Below are 19,361 nucleotides of genomic sequence, written 5' to 3'. Positions count from 1 at the left end.
GCCCTGTGGCGACTATGTTTTTGAAGAAAGCGGAGGTGGCTATTTTTTTTATAACGGTACTAATAATTGCACCGATTGCTTTACTATTACAAAAACAGTTGACAACACATTAATAGCAGTTGGAGACACGATAACATATACCATCACCGTTACATCAAACAATGGTAGCGGCCAGTCGGTAATAATAATTGACTCAATACCACCTAACTTTGTAATCACCAGTGGCAATGTCACTAACAACATTTATCTGGCTGCACAAGACACACAAATTATAATAATACAAGGATATTTTACTGCGGTGGGTGATTGCGAAGCAACCACCAATGTAGCCTCAATGCAATACGGAAACATGCAATTATTGTATGATTCGGCTTGTGTGGAAGTAATGTATGCATGCTGGCAACCCAACATCATAGAAATAGCCGATGGCACACAAACCAACCTGCCAATTACCTATATCAATGATACCATTATGATTATGGGCGTGGTAAATGCCTACGACACCCTAACTTTTATTAACTGTTTTGTCATTGTGCAACCAGGCGGTAACATTGTTATGCACAATAATGCAAGACTCAACTTAATCAATACAACTATCGAAGGTTGCGATACGATGTGGGCGGGGATTTATTTAGAAGAAAATGCTATCATTAATATGCACAACAGCCGGCTATATGATGCAGAAAATGGCGTATGGGCACGGAAAAGCAACGGAGTATTTATTGAGAGCAGCGTAATTTTTAACTGCATTACAGGTGTACGCATGCAAGAACCTAATATGGTAAACAAATTAAATTATAATAATTGTTATGGTTTTATTGTTGGTACGGAGATTGCCCAAATAAACAAACTAAAACCTTCATTTGCGGGACAATCGTTTATAGACACTGTTATGTATGCATGTATCTATTTGCAAAATGTAAAATATGATATTGGAGATTTAATGCATCTGCCAAACGAACTACACCATGCAGCCAACGGAGTAATAGCGCACAATGCAATTACAAGAATAAGAAACACGGAGGCATATTATATACGACCTCTCTCGATGAACGGTAACAAGCGCAGCGCAGCTTACGGTGCTATTAGTGATACAGGTGCAGCTGTAAGTAACATGACCGTGCTGCCACTTACAAATACACTCACAGCCACTGCACATGATAGCTGGCGCGGGGTGTATAGCAGTGCATCTAACCTTGCAGTAATTGGCAACATTATTAATAATGTAGCAATTGGAGTAAGTATAAATAATAATAACAAGTTGCAAAAGGCAACTGTGTTTGGCAATATTATCAGTGCAGGTTCGCGGGGGGTGAGTTGTAATAGTCATGCAGGTGGTAGTGGTGTGAATGTGGAAAATAATGTGATAAATATTATTGGTAGCATAAATGGAAAAGGCATTAACATAAACGAAGTGGTGGCAAACGTAAATGCAAATTATACTGTAACAGCCAATAAAGTAACTATTAACAATGCAAGCGATGCTATATTTTTGAATAATGCCTACAAAGCAATTGTACGCTATAATAATGTAAGAGTAAATGGCAACAACGGAATTTTATCTCGCGGTATAAGTGCAAGCAATAGTAACAGCACAACAATAAGTTGCAATAATATTAATGGCACCAATGCAAGCGATACTTTGCAAGTGGGGCTTAGTACTTCATGGAGTACAAGCAATACATATATATGCAACACAGTTGATTCTGTTGGATGGTGCTTATTTTTTGAAGGGACATGTGGTGGCACTTACATGCAGGGAAATGAATTATACAAAGCCTATGAAGGAATACGATTAAGTAGTACAGCCATTATTGATACACAAGCACACCGGGGCAACAATTTTGTTGGGCCATTTGGCAGTGGATTTGGCGCGGTGAATATGAACTGGCAAAATATCTTCAACATGCAGGCCTCTCTTTTTGTTGTTGACTCAGCTGATGGCTCATTTCTGTCACCTCTTACTCCTTCTTTTAATTCAGGTTGGTTTATACTTCAAGGTGGCAATACGCTGTTCTGTAATCAAACTCAAACATGTACAATCGTAAGAGGCGATGAAGAATTTTCAGACATAGTAATGGAAAGGCTCATACAGGACAGTGTTGTTAGCAATGAATTTGAGGAAGAAACGCAACAAACAGCCGATGAACAGGCATTTAGAAATTTGATAACGGATAGTTTGCGATACATCAATGATTCGGAACGTTCTCAATTTGTTGAAGGCAATAGGAATGAAGCCATTGGAATTATTTCAGAAATTGAGGATTTAATTGCACTGTATTATAAAATAAATGAAAACACCTTGCTTGAGTTAGATGCAAATGAAAATAGTATAGATTCAATTGTAAATATTATTTCTATTGAAGATAGTATGTTGAATTTAATAAATAGACAAACTAATATTGACAATTTGAATTCTCAAATGACACTCCGTGAACAAATATTTAATTCATGGTTTGCCAGTAGAGAACAATTATTATACGATGCTATTTCAATTAATGATGCCATTAATGAACGAGGAATGCCTGATAATAACAGGCAAAACATTAACCCAATAATTTTAAATTGGCTATTAAATAATGAATACGAGCTCAGTCAAACAGAAACGGAACAACAATATGTTGCCAATCAATGCCCACATTCAGGTGGTGTTGCTGTATATTTTGCGCGAGCCTTGTTAGATGCAGAGTTAGATACAAATATATATGACGATAGATTTGTTTGTGGCGTGGAGGGTTATTTCAGAAAAGGAAAAGTTGACACCATTATTATTAGAGGCAACCTTAAAATTACACCTAATCCAACCAAAAACTATGTTGCAATTTATTTTGATGATAGTAAAAATTTGAATGGAAGTATCCTTATTTATGATAATCAAAATAGATTAAGTATAAGACAAGAAGTAAAAGCACTGGCAATATATAGTTTAAACGTAAGTCAACTCAGCAATGGATACTACAAAGTAAATTACAAATCAACTGATGGTCATGACTATTTTGAAAAATTAATAATACTCAAATGAAAAATTTAAAATTCACTTTGTTGATATTGTTACTTTGCAACTTTGTCAATGGACAGGGCCTAAATCATAATTGGTTATTGGGTTATTGGTATAACCCAAACGATGATATGGGTAGATTGCAATTCACAAGTAATAGTGCCAATCTATTAATTGAAAAGAGAAATGTTCAGTTCAATGCATGTCAAGCTAACATAAGCGATAGCGCTGGTAATTTATTAATAAGTAGTAATGGAGTGTGGATTGCAAATAGTACAGGCGACACACTTAAAGGAGGTGGTAAGCTTTTGAATTTTGCAGGTATTACTTTTAATAATACTTATTTTGTTCCTTTTGCTGATGCCATAATTCCATATCCAGACGATAGTAATAAATATGTTTTGTTTCATCAAACAGTTATATGGAATGGTGTTTCATATGTTGGTAATGCAATTTATTTTAATGTATTAGATATCACTTTGGATAGTGGTAGGGGCGAAGTAATTTTAAAGGACTCCTTAATTTTGGCCGACAATTTAAATGGAGGAATTGGATTGTGCAAACATGGCAATGGTAGAGATTGGTGGATAGTATTGAGCAAGCATAATTCTTCGGAATATTACAAAATTCTTTTTACGAATAAAGGAGTGCAAAGTATTTCAAGTCAAGTATTAAATTTTCCATATTCTTGGTATAATCTTATGCATCTTTCATTCTCCCAAAATGGAGACAGGTTTTGCACTGCAACTTATGATTCTCTTATTGTTAAAGGAACTTTGGTTTTATCAGATTTTGATAGATGCACAGGGATATTTAGCAATGAAAAGCAAATTCAACTTGACAGTTTACATATTTATGGTAATAGTTTTTCACCAAGTGGGGATTATGTTTTTGCAAATGGCAATCGGCTGATTTACCAAGTTGACTATAATACACTATCATTTGATACAGTTGCAGTAAATGACACCTTCTATTCTCCTTTCCCTCCTTTTCAAACTGATTTTTTGTTAGAATATTTGGCAGCCGATGGCAAGATTTATTTGACAAGCGGCAATAGTGTACAAGCACTTCATTTCATCAATTTACCCGATAGCCAAGGCAAAGCATGTGATGTGCATCAACATGATATTGCATTGCCATTTCTTAATTTTCGCACAGTGCCTAATCATCCTAATTATTATCTTGGTGCATTGGCTGGCAGCACTTGCGATACCTTGGGTTTGGCAGAAAATTATGCAAAGCATGATTTTAAAGCATCTGTTTTTCCTAATCCAAGCAATGGTCAATTTAAAATTTCGTATTTACTGCCACAAAATAAAAGTGGCACGTTAGAACTATTTGATTTATTGGGCAGCAAAATTTATTCGCAAAATTTGCCACAGTGGAGTACCATGCAAAATATTTATTTAAAAAATGTACCGAGCGGTATGTATCTTTTAAAAATTTCAAGCGGTGATTTGTTTGTTGTTAGGAAAATAATCATTGAGGAATGATTTTGAATTTACAAACAACTAACTACACTATACTTGCCAACCATGTAACTATGACCAATGCACGAAGCGCAATAGAAGTAAACAATACGTACAAAACATTAATTGCTAGTAATGTTGTGAGGCTTACAAGTAATATAGACACCGTAACAAATGGCATTAGCTTAAACGGAAGCAAGCAAACAAACGTAAATTGTAATTACATAAAAGGCAGCAATCCGACTGATACCAATGCTATTGGCCTTGCCACACAAGTGGGCATTGCAACCTCACAAAGTGATTTTAGCACCATACTATGCAATACAGTTGACAGCACCGCTTATGGTTTTTACTTTGGTAGCAGTTGCCTCGGCACCACATTTAGAGGTAACGATATGTACAAACACTTGCACAGTTTATACCTAAATAAAGTAGCAGTAATAGACACACAACAACATGCAGGTAATAGATGGAATGATTTAACCAATCCGTTTAATGCAGTGAATAGGAATGATGCGAATGCACTTGCTTTAACCCAATCCCTCTTCATCACCAACCCCGCCAGCGGCTTAGCTTACAACCCCACATACCCTGTAAACCAAGCAACGTGGCCGTTTGTTAATGACCAAGGGTGGTTTTATAATGATACTGGAGCAACATTTACATGTGAACCACAACAAGGCTGTGTCGCACAATTAACAGATACCAATGAGGGTTCTTTAGAATTGCGGCAAGCTATTGTATATGACAGCACCTTGACAAGCGATTATATACCTGAATCGAAAATGATTGCCAAGCAGAGTTTACTGGAAGCTATTTCGCAGGATACTTTGAGTTATGCAAATGACACTGCTTTACAAAATTTCGTTCAAGCTAATGAATTTAATTCACTTGGGTTGTTAAATGATGTGAAGACCAAACTTGAAAATGTTGATGAAATTGAGGAAGCTGACAAACAAACGATTGCGAATATTGACAGCATGTATAAATGGTATGGTCAAAATATTGAAATACTGAATCAGCAATTTCTGCTAAACAAGGATTCAATAATTGAATATCAAAATTTGCTTGATTCTATTGATAAAAAAATACAGAGGCAAAACGAAATTATATTTGATGCAAGAGAATTATGATGTGCAAATTTGCTTGATGTAGCCAAAGCTAAAAACAATCAAGTTGTACCAATACTTGACCCCGATGAGAATGAACAACTTAAATGAAGTTACTATACTTTATAAAGATGATGGCTTGAAGCAATTCTACATTTGTATAATGACATATTTTGAATATTGCACAGCAATGTCCATACAAAGGGGGAGAGCGGTTTACATAGCGAAGAATTTATGTTGCACTATTTGATAATAATATTGTTTATGATGATGCTAATACTTGCTTGCAGCAAGGGATTTATAGAAACCAACATCATAAGTAATTGAAATAACAAATGCAGATATTGAAATATTACCAAATCCTGCAAATGATTTTTGTAACTGTGCAATTGAATTCAAAACAAATAGGCATTTGCAAAATTGAAATAAAAGACGCATTAAGTAAAATAATTTATTTAAGTCAATTCGATTGCAATGAAGTCCAAACCAAAATTAGTATTTCAGTCAATTTGAACAGGGTATTTATTTTGTAACGGTGCATATAAACGAAGTAAAATTAAATAGCAGTTAAACTATCTATAAGACAATGAAAAAGTTTATAAAATATTTTGTTTTTAACCATGCTGCACACATGCAGCATGTTATTTTGCGCAGGGTTATAATCATACGTGGTTGTTAGGATTCATGGCCGTACAATTGCGCATAAAGCGCGAATGCTAATTGATCAAATACTTATTCAACTATAATTTGGAATTTCGCAAATGATGACTTTGCCGGCACCCAAGCCACCATAAGTGATGACCAAGGAAATTTTCTTATGAGCAGCAACGGTGTGTGGATAGCCAATGCAAATAACGATACCATGTTGAATGGGGCTGGGTTGAATCCGGGTAGTAATGTAAATTCATGGCCTAATGGATTGTTAAATACTTACGCAAATATTTTTCTTCCTTATCCAAATGATACAAATAAATATATTTTGTTTCATCATACAGATACTGTTAGTGGCAACACATACATGACAAGAGAATTATTTTATTCTTTAATTGACATGACTTTGGCAAATGGATTGGGTGGTGTAATAAAAAAAAATCAAATCGCATTTCAAGACACATTAAGTTGGGGCATTGCAGCTTGTAGGCATGCAAATGGGCGTGATTGGTGGATTGTAGCCAAAAAGGATAATGATGATAAAATTATTACGGTTCTTTTTACAGATTCTGGCATTTCCAATATTAGTTATCAATCTTTAAATTACTCACCGTATCATTTGGAAAATATAAACCAGCTTACTTTTAGTAGGGATGGCAAACAAATTATGCTGTCAACTTATGACAATCCAATTTCAAAAAAATGTTCTTTGGTAATAAGTAATTTCAATCGCTGTACAGGTATGTTTTCAAATACACAAGTTGTTCTCCTGTCCAAAAATTTGTATTTATGGGGTTTAGCATTTTCGGCAAGTGGTAATTATGCTTATGCTTGCAGTTCGCAAAATATATTTCAAGTTAGCACTACAACATTACAAGTTGATACTGTTGCTTGGTACGATGGTTTTTCTTTTCCATTGCAAAGTGCTGCCACCACTTTTTTTAACATGTACCTCGCAGCCAACGGCAAAATATATATAACAAGTGGCAATGGTGTGCAGCACTTGCATGAGATGAATTACCCAGATAGTGCAGGGCTTGGGTGCGATGTGCAACAACATTCTATATTCTTAAATATTTGGAATTTCCGCGCTGTACCAAATCATCCCAATTATTATTTGGGGTGCGATACAACACTCGGCTGTGGCTGCGCTACCAGTTACAATCAATATGCAATGGATGATAGTAAATTTAATATTTACCCCAACCCAAATAATGGAGTTTTTAGTATTGGTTATAAAGCAATTGCCACAACAAGCAAGCTAAGTGTAATAGATGTAAATGGTAAAACCATTTACACACAAACATTACCCCCATGGAGCAATGAGCAATCTATAAAGTGCTTGTTAACTAAGGGTGTATATGTTGTTAGGATAGAAAACGGAAGCGAGTATGTGAGTAGGAAAATGTTGGTAATAGATAATTGAGACTATGAAATGGCATATTCTAATAATTTTACTTTTTAATATCTATTGTTTAGATGCGGCCGATATGCAGTTTCATAAATCAATGTCAAAAAAAACAGTCACAAGCCCAACAGCACCCACCAACAACCGCATACGCGTTACTTTACATACACATACGCCCTGTGGCGACTACGTTTTTGAAGAAAGCGGAGGTGGCTATTTTTTTTATAACGGTACTAATAACTGCACCGATTGCTTTACTATTACTAAAACGGCTGATGCAACAAGTATAAATGCGTATGATACTATAACATATACTATTACCGTCACATCCAATAATGGTAGTACGCAGTTGGTGGTTGTTAGCGACTCCTTGCCTCCCAATTTTACAGTCTGGCTACCAAACCCCTTGCCTGATACCTTGATTATGGCAGCGCAGGATAGTGTAACATACACTGTGCAAGGATATTTTGCACAAACAGGCAATTGCCCCAATACATATAATTTAGCAAGTATTACTAATGGTTATGTAATCCTAAATGATAGTGTATGTGTTGAAGTTAATCCCACATGTATGACTGACACCACATTTACTATCGAAAATCAAAGCGTTAGCAGCAGCCTCCCGTCAAATTACTTTATTAATTCATCTCTTTATATTAATGGTACTTTAATAATAGACAACAGCGCTACCTTTGATAACTGCAACATTTATGTGAGTGCCGGTGGACAAATAATAATTGATGTGGGCAATAGCTTGAATATATCCAACACTACTATACAAGCTTGCGACAGTATGTGGTCTGGGATTTACTTATTAGACAATACCAGCATAACTACAGAAAACGGCACTGTGATGCGCGATGCTAATGGTGCCATCGTTATGTCTGAATTTTGCATGGTGCAATGTGAGAATACTTTCTTTTATGATAATGTGAGAAGCATATATGTACCTGCTTCTTTTGACAGTATTGCCAAACATAATAATTACCTACGTGTGATAGGTTGTAAGTTTGGGATGGTTAGCCCTTCATTTAAACCGGACTACATAGGCCAACCATTACATGGTGCTGTACCACTTGCAGGTATAGATATACAAGACATGGTAAGCACTATAGGCGACAATAACTATGCACACAATAGTTTTTTTAATATGAACATAGGTATTGCAGCTTACAGAAGTGACCTTGTATGCAAGAATAGTACTTTTACTAAAATTAAACCAGATGCATTTTATGCTAACAATTACGATGGTAGTGCCATGGTAGTATTGGGCAATTACAAAGTAACTGCCAGCCTCAATGCCCAACCAATAAACAATGGAGGCTTTACCATTACTAATTGCAAACGAGGTATTTATACCCGCTTGGCTAATAGCACAATTACCAGCTTGCGAATAGATAGTGTAATCACCGGGGCATATATATTGCAATGCGACAAACTAAAGCATTGCCACATTACAGATTGTGAAATTAATGCTACCTACCGTGCCATTAATTTTATTGCTAACAGCGGTGCCTCATTAGTAAAAGCAAACAATAACCGTATTACCATTAACGCCAATGCCGCTAATAGTGCCGGTATTGCGTTAGAAGATTTTATACAAGTAACAAGCAATCACCAAATTATAGAAAATACTATTACCATAACTAATGGGCTGTACGGCATATATTGCAACTACACACAAGCAGCCAACATAACAGGCAATACCGTTAGGTTGAAAAACACAAAGCAACGCAACCATGTATGGCATAATGAATACCGCCAGCCGCAGTGCCAATGTTAGCTGCAACCATGTTAGCAGCCATACCGTAACCGATACATTAATTACCGGCATAGGCACAAGCATTAGCTACAATACAAATGTGTATTGCAACAATGTGGATAGTACGGGCTTTGGTTTTTTCTTTGGTGGCATTTGTCTGGGTGCCAAATTTAAAGGCAATGCAATGTGGCATCACTTTAATGCACTGCGATTAAATAGTGTAGCTGTAATAGATACACAAGCACATGCAGGTAATACATGGAATGCAAAAAACTTAGTAGTGAATGGTAATTGGGATGCGGTGAATTATAATGCCAATTCATTTACTGATTTGGCGCTGTCATTATTTACAGTCAATCAAAATTCGCCTGGAATATATTTACCTCAAACTCCTATTGTTAATCCGAATAATGTGGGATGGTTTAAATTAGTATTGACAGGTTCTGAATATGGTTGTGCAAGTTCTACTGTATGCAATGAAATCGATGAGGATATTCCTACTTCAGATGAATTGCGTTTAGCTATAATAAATGATAGTGCATTAACTGTAGATTTTATTGAGCCATCCAAAGTAATTGCCAAACAGAATTTGTTTGGAGAACTTTCAAAGGATAGTATAGCATCCAATTCAAACTCATCTTATGAAGAATTTATGGCCGAAAATACCACAGAGGCAATCGGCAAAATTTATAATAGCAAGGTAGCATTTGCTGCTGGAGAGGAATTTACAGAAACTGATAAAATTGCTTACGCTAATGCCGATAGTTTAATTGAATTGTTTTGTGATAGTATTCATTTTCTTGAAAACAATTATTCAATAAATTCATATCAAAATCTTTTGTCAAATAGGCTTTACTACATAAACGAAATCAACTTGCTTTATGCTTTAAAAAATAATTTAATTGAAACTCAAAAGCAAAAGGTTCAAACAGATTACAACGGTGCTATTACTAATACTGCATCAGTTATATCAATAGAAATCCCAATTCAAAATCAAAAAATACTGAATGAAATACAAATTGATTTAAAACAAAATGGAATAGATGTTTTACAAAATTGGCAAGGCAGTTTGCAAGAAATTGCAAGCATGTGTCCATATATTGGAGGCGAAGCTGTTTATCAAGCACGTTCCTATTTATCGCTTAATGGAGACTCATTATTATATGATGATGCTACAATATGCGCAGCAAATGGCATATATAAAATAAAAAGCACATCATTTGAGAACTGTGGAATTCACATTTTACCAAATCCTGCTAAGGATCAAATAACCATACATACCAATTTAAAAACTGATGAAGCTATAAGCCTTGAAATTAAGGATGTGATAGGGAAATTGGTATTGATAACAAATTGTAAACTAAATAATGGTGAGGCAAAAATTTCTTTGGAGCATATTAACCAAGGAACGTTTTTTATTAATATAGGATTAAAAAATGGTATGCTGTATAATGGTAAAATAATTTTGATTCGATGAGAAATTTAATTGTTTTATTAATACTAATTCCAAATATAAATTTAGCACAAGGCTTAAATCGAAATTGGTTATTGGGTTACAATCCATTTCCAAATTTTTTAAACGGTAGGGCCTTAATTGATACTAATAATTTTTCAATAATTGATGAATTTAGGAAAATGAAATTTCAAGGCACACAAGCCACAATAAGCGACAGTGCCGGAAACATGCTAATGAGTAGTAACGGTGTTTGGATAGCTAATGCAAATAATGATACAATGGATAATGGAAGCGGTTTGAATCCGGGGTATTTTGTAAATAGCTGGCCGGATGGATTAGTAATAAGTTATGGTAACATTCTACTGCCTTTTCCAGACAATGCTCAAAAATACATACTTTACCACCAAACGGAAAATGATCCTGACTTTCCCTCAAACGTACTTTATCAGAGTATAATTGATTTAACTTTTAACAATGGTTTAGGTAAAGTAATTATCAAAAATGATACAATACTGCAAGATACTTTAAGTTGGGGTATTGCAGCATGTAAACATTCAAATGGCCGCGATTGGTGGGTAATAATAATGAAGGATAGTAGTGATATTGCTTTTACATTATTACATACACCTCAAGGAGTTGATACAATTTTCGCTCAGAAATTAAATTTTAGTTCATGGCCAAATGGTAATGTTACGCAGGCTGCCTTTTCCAAGGATGGAAAAAAATTTGTTACAGCTACATATGACGACATTGTAACTAAGAACAGTTCCATTATTATTTGTGACTTTAATAGATGTACAGGATTATTTAGCAATACAATTGAAATTCCAGTAACTGCGGGGGCTTATCTTTTTGGACATTGCTTTTCATCTACAGCGAATTTTATTTATACAACAGATGCGGTGAATGTTTTCCAAATTGATACTCAAACATTAATAATAGATACAGTAGCAACCTACGATGGGTTTTACTCTCCGCATCCTTGGTGTTGTGCCACAACATTTTGGAATATGTATCTTGCTGCTAACGGCAAAATATATATTACTACCGGTAGCAGTACTCAACATTTACATGTTATTAATAATCCAGATAGTGCAGGCCTTGCTTGCGATGTACAGCAACACTCCATTGATTTAATAAATTATTTGCACCTCCGCGCTGTGCCCAACCACCCCAATTATTATTTGGGGTGCGACACTACCTTAGGCTGTGGCTGCGCCACAGCCTACAATCAATATACAATGGATGAAAGTAAATTTAATATTTACCCCAATCCAAATAATGGTAATTTTAATATTGGCTACAAAGCAATTGCCACAACAAGCAAGCTAAGTGTAATAGATGTAAATGGTAAAACCATTTTACACACAAACTTTGCCGCCTTGGAGCAATGAGCAATCTATAAAGTGCTTGTTAACTAAGGGTGTATATGTTGTTAGGATAGAAAACGGAAGCGAGTATGTGAGTAGGAAAATGATTGTAATGGATTATTAAAATAAATGAGCAAGTGCATTTTAATATTATTGCTTTTAAAAATTATTATACATGTAGCCATACATGCCCATACGCCCTGTGGCGACTACGTTTTTGAAGAAAGTGGAGGTGGCTACTTTTTTTATAACGGTACTAATAATTGCACCGATTGCTTTACTATTACTAAAACGGCTGATGTAACAAGTATTAATGCGTATGATACTATAACATATACCATTACTGTTACATCCAATAATGGTAGTACGCAGTTGGTGGTTGTCAGCGACTCCTTGCCTCCCAATTTTACAGTCTGGCTACCAAACCCCTTGCCTGATACCTTGATTATGGCAGCGCAGGATAGTGTAACATACACTGTGCAAGGATATTTTGCACAAACAGGCAATTGCCATGTTGGTCGTATCGAGGTAACGTAAACCACCCCAATTATTATTTAGGCTGCGATACCACATTAGGCTGTGGTTGCGCCACTAGTTATAATCAATATTCTCTAGATGATGACAAGTTTTAAATTTATCCAAATCCTAACTATGGAAGTTTTAATATTGGTTATAAAGCAATTGCAACTTCTTATTTGCTCAAAGTAATTGATGTAAATGGAAAAGTTGTGCATCAGCAAAATTTACCGTCTTGGAGTAATGAGCAAAGTATAAGTTTGAGGAACATTGCAAAGGGTATTTATTTACTTAGAATTGAAAACAATGGCAAAACCGTGAGCAGAAAATTTGTAGTGATGGATAATTAAGAAAACTATTCAACTTCTCAATAATGGCATTAAAGCAGCAGATCTTACCCTGTTGCCAAAAACAATTACATAAAAAAATATTGCACCTATATCGGAAGCTAATTCAACCTAGTCGCTAATGAGCAAGCCTTGCTATTTCACGATTAATAATTTTATTATCAATCTATACAATTCTACCTGCCACCATTTCTTTTTATAACATTATTTAAATTCTAAAAGCAAGACTACTTACCCCATTATCACAAATCATTGCCCATCAGAATTAACCAGCTTAAAATTATCAACCACGTTTTGTTTAAACTAATTGCCCAATGGAGTTGTGCATTCTTATTATATTAATAAGTTTGTTGCCCTATCTACACTAAAAAAATAAATTATGAAGAAAATTATCCTAATGCTATTCGCATGCATTACATCTATTGTATTGTATGCACAATCGGTTGTAACAGTAGTAGTTAATGATGCTACAAACCGGCAACCTATGCCGGGAGTAACGGTCATGGTAAAAGGCACTACCAATGGTGCGGCAACAGATGTAAGCGGCACGGCAAAAGTAACTTGTAATGGTACCGACTTGCTGGAAGTGCGTTTTCTGGGCTATCAAACGCAAACCATACCGGTAAATAACCGCAGTACCATACTTGTAGCACTAGCAACCGAAAGCAAACTAATTGGCGATGTAGTTATAGTTGGTAGCCGCAGGCCCGGTCGTATTAAGACCGAAACTCCGGTACCGGTAGATATAATAAATGTTAGTGCTGTTAGTTTACCAACAGGCCGTATGGATCTTACCTCGCTTCTGAACAATGCTGCCCCATCGCTCAACTATAATAAACAAAGTGGTTCGGATGGTGCCGATCATATTGACCTTGCAACCCTTCGTGGCTTAGGCCCCGACCAAACGCTTGTTTTAATAAATGGTAAACGCAGACACCAAACTGCTTTTGTAAGTGTGTTTGGTACACGTGGCAGAGGAAACTCAGGTACAGATATGAATGCCATTCCAATTAGCAGCATTGACCGTGTAGAAATATTACGTGATGGTGCGGCCGCACAATATGGGTCGGATGCCATAGCAGGAGTAATTAATATTATTTTGAAAAAGAACGTAAAAGAATTTAGTGGCGATGTAGGTTATGGTTTTTATTACGATGATAAATTTAATCCGGCCTTTAAACCAGAGTACAAAGAATATGTGTACGAAAATAAGGCCGATGGAAATGCGGTTTCATTTAATGGAAATTATGGGGTGCCTGTTGGAAAAAGCGGAGGCCTTGTCAATTTTTCTTTAAGTTACATCAATAGCAAAAAAACATATCGTCAAAACCTGGGCGATACCGCCAAATTTGAAACCGATAAAGATGTATTACCCTTAAACATTTATCGCAGAGCAAATGGCGAAGGGTCGCTCAATGCCATTGGTGCAATGATAAACAGCGAACTTCCAATAAAGAATACCAAAACAACCGTTTATTTATTTGGTGGTTATAATGCAAAAAATTCGGAGGCCTACGCCTTTACTCGTAACTGGAGTGCGCGCCCCGAACGATTCCCTACTGATGCTAATGGTAACTTGATTTTTGTAGAAGAAATTATGCAAATAGCAGGTGATAGCGAAATTTATTTTAACCCGCTTATTCAAAGTAAAATAACTGATCTGTCATTTGCAGCTGGAGCGCGCGGTATAGTTGGTAAAGGGTGGAATTGGGATATCAGCAATAACACAGGCCGTAACGATTTCCATTTCTATGGTGAAAAGACTTTTAATGCATCGCTGGGCGCTGCTCAAACAAGTTTTGATGATGGTGGATTTAACTTCCTGCAAAATACTACCAATCTGAATTTTAATAAAGAGATAGCAGGCGTGTTACAAGGTTTTGGTCTTGCAGCAGGTGCCGAGTTCAGGTTAGAGCAATACAATCTGTATGCTGGCGAAGAAGCCTCATACAAAAACTATAATCCCGACAAAGCGACAGGTGCACAAGGCTTTCCGGGCTATCAGCCTTCGGATGAAGTAAATGCAAGCCGCAGCACTATTGGTGCTTACGTAGATGCAGAATTAGACATCACCAAAAAATTTCTTGTAACTGGTGCCATTCGATTAGAAAACTATAGCGACTTTGGTCTAGCACTTGGCGGAAAACTTAGTACCCGCTATAAGTTTACAGACAACTTCACGTTGCGTGCGTCAGCAAGCAATGGTTTCCGCGCACCATCCTTACAGCAAATTAATTTCAGCTCTACCTTTACTACCGTGCAGGGTGGTCAGATAGCCGAAGTAAAAATTGCACCCAACTATAGCAAAATTGCAAAAGCTGCAGGTATACCAGAACTAACGCAGGAGCTAAGTACCAACGTGAGTGGTGGGTTTACCTTTAGTCCTATTAAAAATCTGAATATTACTGTTGATGGATATATGGTAAAAATAAAAGACCGTGTTGTATTATCAGGACAATTTGATGCTTCGGATACAACACTTAACCCTGAACTTACCTCTATTATGAATGATGCTAAAGTTAGTCTTGCACAATTTTTTGCCAACGCTGTAAATACAACAAACACCGGACTCGATTTTATTATCGACTATAAGTGGGTTACCGATATTCATACCCTGCGCACTACGTTTGCAGGTAATGTTCAAAAAATGACCATCGATCAGATTAATGTACCCGAACGGTTGAATGATACGAAAGAACATCGCTCAACATTCTTAAGCGAGCGCGAGCAATCTTTTATACTTGCTTCTGCTCCTCCTGTTAAATTTAATTTTTCGCTTGAGTATGGATATAAAAAAGTGAGTGCCGGTATCCGCCTAAATTATTTTGGTGAAATTACCACACTTGGTTACGGTGAAGATGGCCTTGGTATTAACCCACAAGTTCCTACAGATGCTGATGAAACAGTATATGTTGACGACAAATATGTATACGGTGCCAAATTGGTACCCGATTTATTTCTTTCGTATAAATTTATTAAAGGTGCCAACCTGATTTTAGGAGTTGACAATTTCATGAATGTACATCCTGATCTTGGCGCAGTAAGTGCAGCGCGTTGGTGGGCTTTCAACAATGAATCGGCAGGTCCTTTTGATGCAGTACAAATGGGAATGAACGGCCGCAGAATATATGCACGTCTTGGTTTTAATTTTTAAATGATAGTTTCTTTGATACTAAATCCCAATCGTTATAAGCGGTTGGGATTTTTTTATTCCTATTATGTGGAGCCAAAAAATTACGCTCTTAGCTTCCACAAATTCAAAATTTCTAATTATTATATTGACTTACAATATCCACATCATCAGGGTTACGAAAATACATGCAAAGCTTTATCCGAACAATTATTGAATAAGCAAATCTTTTATTGCCCTTATCTCTTCTCCATCACATAGCGTGTATTGATTGCTATTCTCACTCACCATGGAGTTAAACCTCAACTTACTTGAATCACTTAGGCTTACTGTACCTGCGCCACTATGCAGGTAATGCATACCTGCTTGTAAAAAGGTTAAGGCATTGTTGCTGCGTACACCTCCTGCCACTACCAGTTGCATGCTATGGCCAAAGTAGTGCTTGGCCTCTTTCAAATTTGTTAAACCAAGTATTGCATTTTGTTCGCCTCCACTTGTAAGCACGCTGGTCACTCCACTTTCTATCAACATACTCATGCTTCGCAAGTAATTTGGAACAACATCAATGGCACGATGAAACCGAAACATCAATGGGTAACTGGTTTCAACAAGGCGTTTGGTAAATTCAATGTCAATTTCATTTTCGTGCGTTAAAGCACCTGCTACAATAAATCGGGCTCCTGTTTTTTTTATGTGTTCAATATCGCGCAGCATTATCACTTTATCGTTGGCATCGTAAACAAAATTACCACCTCGTGGTCTTACCATCACTCCTAACGGTATTTTGGTATGCTCTACCGTCTTCTCAATCAATGCAAGTGATGGCGTGCATCCGCCTTCGGCAGGATTGCTGCAAAGTTCAATAGCATCTACTGCCTGCTGATGGGCAATACGAACCGATACAAAATTGTAACAACAAATTTCCAAATGCATATACAGTAGATTATTCTTTAGATAATAATAGATTTTTGAGAGCAGTTAAATTAATCAACTGCAACATCATTGCTAATAAAAGAGAAACGCATACGGTACCCGTTACTTTAATAATCCACCCGGTGCTCACTTGAGTAAATAGCCATGTGGCTGCTATCAGGCAAATTACAAAAGCTAAAATTCGGGCAAACTGATTCCAGTTATAATTAAACTTAAATTGGCGGTGAGCTATAAGTAACTGAAGCACGCTCATCACCACCTGTGTAATAGCAGAAGCAATAGCAGCACCATTTACTTTGTAGCTTGGAATTAATACGATGTTGAGCGCAATGTTTATACAAACTCCGCTTATGGCGGTTTTGTTAAGCAGGCTTAGGTCACCCTTGGCAGTAAGCAATGTTCCAAAAATATAATTGGAAGCAAAGCAACCAAAGCCTATCATTACCAACCCAAGTATGGCGCTCGACTCATCTGTATGCGCAATGTATAGGGTATCCATTATTTCTTTCGAAAAGAAAAAACTTATTACAATAATAGTAAGTGCAGGCACCATAATGAGGTTGAACGAGAGTCGCGCCAATTGCTCAACCGGTTCATTGAGTTGGATCATACGTGCGAACATAGGCAGCAATAATCCGGCAAAGAGGTAGCCAATCATATTGCAGGCATCGAGCAAGCGAAACGCTTGCGCATAGATGCCGCTTTGTAAAGCTCCATCGGGCAACATGCGCTCAAGCATAATTACATCTACACGGCTGTACAATATCATTAGTAAAATGAGGAATGCGTATGGAAAACTCTGACGCAATATGCTTGCACTAAATTGTCCCTCCCATTTTGGAAATATAGATTTGGTATGCTGCGCTAAAATTATGAATGCAGTAATAAGGGATATACTGTATGCTACTGTTTGCGCCAGCACATACCATTCAATTTTAAATTCCGGTTTGCGATACAACAGCATCCATCCGGTTATAGCAATAAGAATTACCCGATCGAATATAGAAAAAAATGAATCGGTTTTATAAAACTGCAAGGCCGATATATTGGAACGGATAAATAATAAAAATGCCGCTAGCACCTGATTGAAAGCAAGAACCATAAGCAACATCCAATAAGCGGGCAAGTAGCCAATGACCAAAGCAGCTGCTACCAGCACTAGTACATAAACAATAGCAAGAACTAAACGCAATGCTACAATACCCGGAAAATGTGCACCAAGTAAATTACTTTGTTGTGCAATGGTGCGGTTATTAAAATTATTAATACCCACATCGAGCAGAATATTAAATACAAGAGTAAAACTGAAAAGTGCATTGTACAAACCATAAGCTGTAGCCCCCACGGTATTTTGCACGCCAGGCTCAATTACAAGAATTCCAAATGGCTTTACCAATAAATTGATTATGACCAACAGAAAAATATTCTTTATAAACTTTGCCTGCATATTACTTTATAAGTCGAGGGCCATTGTGTGGTGAGGTTGCACAAACGTAATATTTTTTGAATGTTTGCACTAAAGGCCGTAGTTAGTTCTATACACGATGTTGTTAACATATACCAAAGCAAAAGGAGTAATAGCAGGATGCGATGAAGCAGGACGTGGATGCCTTGCCGGACCGGTAGTTGCTGCCGCTGTCATATTGCCACAAGACTTTTATCACCCAATGCTTAACGATAGTAAGCAGGTGAATAAAGCCAACCGCAATGCACTGCGAAGTTATATAGAAGACCACGCCCTAGCCTATGCCGTAGGTATGGCTGACATTAATGAAATAGACAAAATAAATATCCTCAATGCATCGATACTTGCCATGCATCGGGCATTAGATCAACTTAGTGTTAAATTTAATCACATCATTGTAGATGGTAATCGGTTTAAATCTTACAAGAAAATGACTCATGAGTGTGTGATTAAAGGGGATAACATTTATACCAGCATTGCCGCAGCCAGCATACTTGCAAAAACGTATCGCGATGAACATGTAGAAAAACTACACAATCAATTTCCGCATTATCAATGGATAAAAAATAAAACTTACGCTACAGCCCAGCATATTGCAGCCATCAGGCAGCATGGCTATTGCGAGCATCACCGCAAATCATTTCATCTTAAGAGCAAACAACTGAGCTTATTTTAAGCCTTTCCTTATTAACATCTTTGTGTAGATAATTGCAGGCTGCTATAAGTAAGTCACTTGACAGGCTTACG

The 19,361-nt window shown here is 36.7% G+C and carries 13 protein-coding genes; 11 read left to right on the top strand and 2 right to left on the bottom strand.

Translation table 11 applies throughout. The features are described 5' to 3' along the window. The 10 genes from IPO27_18530 to IPO27_18485 all read left to right on the top strand — a co-directional run. On the top strand, positions 1-3,022 hold a 3,022-nt coding region (locus tag IPO27_18530), incomplete at its 5' end, for a DUF11 domain-containing protein (GenBank protein ID MBK8848424.1). Beyond that, positions 3,019-4,491 carry a T9SS type A sorting domain-containing protein gene (locus IPO27_18525; protein ID MBK8848423.1) on the top strand — a complete coding sequence of 491 codons (1,473 nt, stop codon included), beginning with the start codon at positions 3,019-3,021 and terminating at the stop codon, positions 4,489-4,491. The genes IPO27_18530 and IPO27_18525, both read left to right, overlap by 4 nt. Further along, entirely contained in the window at positions 4,488-5,600 is a 1,113-nt protein-coding gene (locus IPO27_18520; protein MBK8848422.1) for a hypothetical protein, read from the top strand. Before IPO27_18525 ends, IPO27_18520 begins: the two co-directional genes overlap by 4 nt. Before the next feature lie 793 nt (positions 5,601-6,393). Beyond that, the gene (locus IPO27_18515) at positions 6,394-7,653 is read left to right on the top strand and encodes a T9SS type A sorting domain-containing protein (protein MBK8848421.1); all 1,260 of its coding nucleotides are present in this window, start codon (positions 6,394-6,396) and stop codon (positions 7,651-7,653) included. A gap of 4 nt (positions 7,654-7,657) precedes the next feature. Continuing rightward, positions 7,658-9,418, top strand: coding sequence for a hypothetical protein (locus IPO27_18510; protein MBK8848420.1), 1,761 nt, complete (start codon positions 7,658-7,660; stop codon positions 9,416-9,418). Then, complete coding sequence (locus IPO27_18505) at positions 9,375-10,874, top strand: T9SS type A sorting domain-containing protein (GenBank protein MBK8848419.1); 1,500 nt, start codon at positions 9,375-9,377, stop codon at positions 10,872-10,874. Before IPO27_18510 ends, IPO27_18505 begins: the two co-directional genes overlap by 44 nt. Next, positions 10,871-12,247, top strand: a complete 1,377-nt coding sequence (locus IPO27_18500) for a T9SS type A sorting domain-containing protein (protein ID MBK8848418.1) — start codon at positions 10,871-10,873, stop codon at positions 12,245-12,247. The genes IPO27_18505 and IPO27_18500 overlap by 4 nt, the downstream gene beginning before the upstream one ends. 105 nt (positions 12,248-12,352) lie before the next feature. Further along, the gene (locus IPO27_18495; protein MBK8848417.1) at positions 12,353-12,760 is read left to right on the top strand and encodes a DUF11 domain-containing protein; all 408 of its coding nucleotides are present in this window, start codon (positions 12,353-12,355) and stop codon (positions 12,758-12,760) included. A 95-nt stretch (positions 12,761-12,855) separates the two neighbouring features. Beyond that, on the top strand, positions 12,856-13,089 hold the full coding sequence (locus IPO27_18490) for a T9SS type A sorting domain-containing protein (protein MBK8848416.1): 234 nt from the start codon (positions 12,856-12,858) through the stop codon (positions 13,087-13,089). Positions 13,090-13,465: 376 nt separating this feature from the next. Then, positions 13,466-16,240, top strand: coding sequence for a TonB-dependent receptor (locus IPO27_18485; protein ID MBK8848415.1), 2,775 nt, complete (start codon positions 13,466-13,468; stop codon positions 16,238-16,240). Positions 16,241-16,426: 186 nt separating this feature from the next. On the opposite strand, the gene IPO27_18480 is transcribed toward IPO27_18485, so the two are convergent. Both IPO27_18480 and IPO27_18475 read right to left on the bottom strand, forming a co-directional pair. Then, entirely contained in the window at positions 16,427-17,149 is a 723-nt protein-coding gene (locus tag IPO27_18480) for a copper homeostasis protein CutC (GenBank protein MBK8848414.1), read from the bottom strand. Between the two features lie 10 nt (positions 17,150-17,159). Then, positions 17,160-18,596: an oligosaccharide flippase family protein gene (locus tag IPO27_18475; protein MBK8848413.1), complete on the bottom strand. Its 1,437-nt coding sequence runs from the start codon at positions 18,594-18,596 to the stop codon at positions 17,160-17,162. Positions 18,597-18,693: 97 nt separating this feature from the next. On the opposite strand from IPO27_18475, the gene IPO27_18470 reads away from it, so the two are divergent. Then, a complete protein-coding gene (locus IPO27_18470; protein MBK8848412.1) occupies positions 18,694-19,290 on the top strand; it encodes a ribonuclease HII in 597 nt (198 codons plus the stop codon). Positions 19,291-19,361 lie beyond the last annotated feature (71 nt).

The organism is Bacteroidota bacterium (assembly GCA_016714535.1).
Taxonomy (GTDB): Bacteria; Bacteroidota; Bacteroidia; order AKYH767-A; family OLB10; genus JADKFV01.
Note: the sequence above shows the minus strand (reverse complement) of the source record. Positions and strands in the feature narration are given on the sequence as shown.

Bases quoted from the DNA above. Each gene is read 5' to 3' on its own strand.
- IPO27_18525 (MBK8848423.1), top strand. From the start codon at position 3,019: ATGAAAAATTTAAAATTCACTTTGTTGATATTGTTACTTTGCAACTTT.
- IPO27_18520 (MBK8848422.1), top strand. From the start codon at position 4,488: ATGATTTTGAATTTACAAACAACTAACTACACTATACTTGCCAACCAT.
- IPO27_18515 (MBK8848421.1), top strand. From the start codon at position 6,394: ATGAGCAGCAACGGTGTGTGGATAGCCAATGCAAATAACGATACCATG.
- IPO27_18510 (MBK8848420.1), top strand. From the start codon at position 7,658: ATGAAATGGCATATTCTAATAATTTTACTTTTTAATATCTATTGTTTA.
- IPO27_18505 (MBK8848419.1), top strand. From the start codon at position 9,375: ATGTATGGCATAATGAATACCGCCAGCCGCAGTGCCAATGTTAGCTGC.
- IPO27_18500 (MBK8848418.1), top strand. From the start codon at position 10,871: ATGAGAAATTTAATTGTTTTATTAATACTAATTCCAAATATAAATTTA.
- IPO27_18495 (MBK8848417.1), top strand. From the start codon at position 12,353: ATGAGCAAGTGCATTTTAATATTATTGCTTTTAAAAATTATTATACAT.
- IPO27_18485 (MBK8848415.1), top strand. From the start codon at position 13,466: ATGAAGAAAATTATCCTAATGCTATTCGCATGCATTACATCTATTGTA.
- IPO27_18480 (MBK8848414.1), bottom strand. From the start codon at position 17,149: ATGCATTTGGAAATTTGTTGTTACAATTTTGTATCGGTTCGTATTGCC.
- IPO27_18475 (MBK8848413.1), bottom strand. From the start codon at position 18,596: ATGCAGGCAAAGTTTATAAAGAATATTTTTCTGTTGGTCATAATCAAT.
- IPO27_18470 (MBK8848412.1), top strand. From the start codon at position 18,694: ATGTTGTTAACATATACCAAAGCAAAAGGAGTAATAGCAGGATGCGAT.